At 48.7% G+C, this 273-nt stretch carries 1 protein-coding gene; it reads right to left on the reverse strand.

Annotated features, from left to right (window positions below):
- Positions 1 to 273, reverse strand: a 273-nt coding sequence (locus tag DW917_RS18020) for a hypothetical protein (protein WP_233524830.1), incomplete at both ends; no start/stop codon positions are given.

Genomic DNA, 273 nt, shown 5'->3' on the forward strand with positions numbered 1-273 from the left:
GTCGTACTTGTAATCAGTAACTGCCGCACCGTCATTCAACTGCTGTGTAATCTGCGTGATGTGGTTGGCGTAGTTGGTATTATACTTCGCCGTCACATGGTGGTAAATCGAGCCGTCACCGCCAGTCACCGTAACATCTATTGGAAGTCCGAAGATATGCTTCGCTGCATTGTCCGTGTATTTAATGGCGGTTGCATAATCGAACTTGCCGTTTCCGTCCTCGCCAAGGCTTCCCTTGTCGCTGTACTTGTAGGACTTCAACTCACCATGATA

Source organism: Prevotella sp. AM42-24, assembly GCF_003461825.1.
Taxonomy (GTDB): Bacteria; Bacteroidota; Bacteroidia; order Bacteroidales; family Bacteroidaceae; genus Prevotella; species Prevotella hominis.